Origin of the sequence: Candidatus Protofrankia californiensis (assembly GCF_900634765.1) — a bacterium.
GTDB lineage: Bacteria > Actinomycetota > Actinomycetes > Frankiales > Frankiaceae > Protofrankia > Protofrankia californiensis.
The window spans coordinates 2,472-5,374 of the sequence record NZ_CAAAFT010000109.1; the positions used below are offsets into that span (position 1 = coordinate 2,472).

Annotated in this window: 2 protein-coding genes; both read left to right on the forward strand. The window is 70.2% G+C overall.

The window, feature by feature from the left end:
* A partial coding sequence (locus tag DD1DGNOD_RS06560; RefSeq protein ID WP_131769672.1) for a polyprenyl synthetase family protein occupies positions 1 to 845 on the forward strand: 845 nt, incomplete at its 5' end.
* A gap of 60 nt (positions 846 to 905) precedes the next feature.
* Positions 906 to 2,894, forward strand: a complete 1,989-nt coding sequence (locus DD1DGNOD_RS06565) for a terpene cyclase/mutase family protein (protein ID WP_131765701.1) — start codon at positions 906 to 908, stop codon at positions 2,892 to 2,894.
* The last annotated feature ends 9 nt before the right edge of the window (positions 2,895 to 2,903 follow it).

Consider the following 2,903-nt stretch of genomic DNA (forward strand, 5'->3'; position numbering starts at 1 on the left):
GTCCGGCACTGGCGTTGCTGTCCGCGGAGGCGGCCGGTGCCGCGGTCGAGGTCGGGCTTCCCGGCGCGGTCGCGGTCGAACTGGTCCACGACTTCTCCCTGCTGCACGACGACCTCATGGACGGCGACACCGAGCGCCGGCACCGGCCCACCGCTTGGACGGTCTTCGGCGCGGATGGGGCGATCCTCGCCGGCGACGCCCTGCTGGGGCTGGCGACCCAGGTGCTGCTGGAGGTCGACGGGGAGGCGGGCCGCCGTGCTGCGATCATGCTCGGCGCAGGTGTCCAGGACCTCGTCCGTGGCCAGGCCGAGGACCTGTACTTCGAGACCCGTAACGACGTCACCGTTGCCGACACCCTGACGATGGAGGACGGCAAGACCGGCGCGTTGCTGTCCTGCTCGGCCGCGATCGGTGCGGTGCTCGCGGGCGGGCGGGCGGAGCTCATCGACGGTCTCGCCGAATTCGGGTCACGGCTGGGAACCGCCTTCCAGCTCGTGGACGACCTGCTCGGCATCTGGGGCGATCCGACGGTGACGGGCAAGCCCGTGCTGTCGGACCTGCGTTCACGCAAGAAGTCCGTCCCGGTCGTGGTGGCGCTGGACGCCGGCGGAGCCGACGCCGACGAGCTGCGCGCTTTCCTCGCGTCCTCGGGGGAGGCGTCCGAAACTCAGCTGCACCACATCGCGCAGCTGGTGGAACGGGCCGGTGGGCGGGAGTGGACCACGGCCGAGGCCGACCGCCAACTCGACGAGTGCGCCAAGTTGCTCGCATCGCTGTCCTTGCCACCGCTGGTTGAAACCGAGCTGCTTGCCCTGGCCCGTTTCGTCACCGAACGGGATCGGTGAGCAGTTTATGACACCGCTGTTCGTACCGCACCGGGACCCACATGTGGACGGGAGCCGCCGATGAGTTCGACCACCGACTACGAAGTCTCCCGCGAAATCTTCTCCGACACGGTGGCGGCAGCCGCCGTCCGGGCCCGAGACCATCTGCTGGGGCTGCAGTCCGACCAGGGCTGGTGGAAGGGCGAGCTCGAGACTAACGTCACCATGGACGCCGAGGACCTCATGCTCCGGCAGTTCCTCGGCATCCTCACGCCTGAGGTAGCCGAGGAGACCGCCCGCTGGATCCGTTCGCAGCAGAGCGAAAACGGCACCTGGGCCACCTTCTACGGTGGCCCGCCCGACCTGAACACCACCCTCGAGGCGTATGTGGCGCTGCGCCTTGCCGGTGACAGCCCGGACGCGCCGCACATGCAGGCCGCCTCCGGCTTCGTCCGGGCCAACGGCGGTCTTGCCAGCACCCGGGTCTTCACCCGGATCTGGCTGGCGCTGTTCGGTGAGTGGTCCTGGGACGACCTGCCGGTGATGCCGCCCGAGCTCATGCTGCTGCCGTCGTGGTTCCCGCTCAACCCGTATGACTTCGCCTGCTGGGCCCGGCAGTCGATCGTGCCGCTGACGATCGTCGGGACGCTGCGGCCGAAGCGTTCCCTCGGTTTCGGGATCGACGAACTCAAGGTCGAGACCCCACCGAAGCCACCGGCGCCGTTGCGCTCCTGGGCGGGCGCGTTCGAGCGCCTGGACTGGCTGCTGCACCGTTACGAGCGCCGCCCGCTGAAGCTGATCCGCCGGCACGCGATGCGCCGGGCTGCCGAATGGATAGTCGCCCGCCAGGAGGCCGACGGCTGCTGGGGCGGTATCCAGCCGCCGTGGGTTTATTCGATCATGGCGTTGACCCTGCTGGGCTACCCCATGAACCATCCGGTGGTCGTTGCCGGTCTTCGGGGGCTGGAGCGGTACACGATCCGCGAGTGGACGCCCGCGGGGATGGTCCGCCGGCTGGAGGCGTGCCAGTCACCGGTGTGGGACACCGCCCTCGCCGTCGTCGCCCTGCGGGACTCCGGTCTGGCCGCCGATCATCCGGCCATGGTGCGGGCAGCCAGGTGGCTCGCGGACGAGGAGGTCACCGCAGCCGGTGACTGGGCGGTGAAACGCCCGGCGCTGGCTCCCGGCGGTTGGGCGTTCGAGTTCGACAACGACCTCTACCCGGACGTCGACGACACCGCCGAGGTGGTGCTCGCCATCCACCGCATACTCGACCCGCAGCGCGCGTCGGGCGGGGCCGACGGGAGCAACCCGCAGCGTGCGCCGGGCGGGTTCGACGAGGTCGAACCGCAGCTCGCGGCCCGGCTGCGCACCGCCGAACGCCGCGGGATCGACTGGACCATCGGGATGCGCTCCGCCAACGGGGCATGGGGGGCCTTCGACGCCGACAACACCCGGACGCTCCCCACGAAGCTGCCCTTCTGCGACTTCGGCGAGGTGATCGACCCGCCGTCCGCCGACGTCACCGCGCACATCGTGGAAATGCTCGCCGAGGTCGGTCAGGCCGACAACCCCGTCACCGAGCAGGCGGTCCGGTGGTTGCTGGACAACCAGGAGCCGGGCGGGTCGTGGTTCGGCCGTTGGGGGGTCAACCACGTCTACGGCACCGGCGCGGTCGTCCCGGCCCTGATCGTCGCCGGTGTCCCGGCCGACCATCCGTCGATCATCCGGGCGATCCGCTGGCTGGTCGAGCACCAAAGACCCGACGGCGCGTGGGGCGAGGACCTGCGTTCCTACACCGACGACGCATGGATCGGCCAGGGCGAGGCGACCGCGTCGCAGACGGCGTGGGCGCTGCTGGCGCTGCTTGCCGCCGACCCGGCATCCCCCGCCGTCGAGCGTGGGGTGCGCTGGCTGGTCGACACACAGCGTCCGGACGGGACCTGGGACGAGCCGTACTACACCGGCACCGGCTTCCCCGGTGATTTTTCGATCAACTACCACCTGTACCGGCTGGTCTTCCCGCTGACCGCGCTCGGCCGGTACCTGAGCGGCAGGTCCGCGTCATGACTTTCTCGG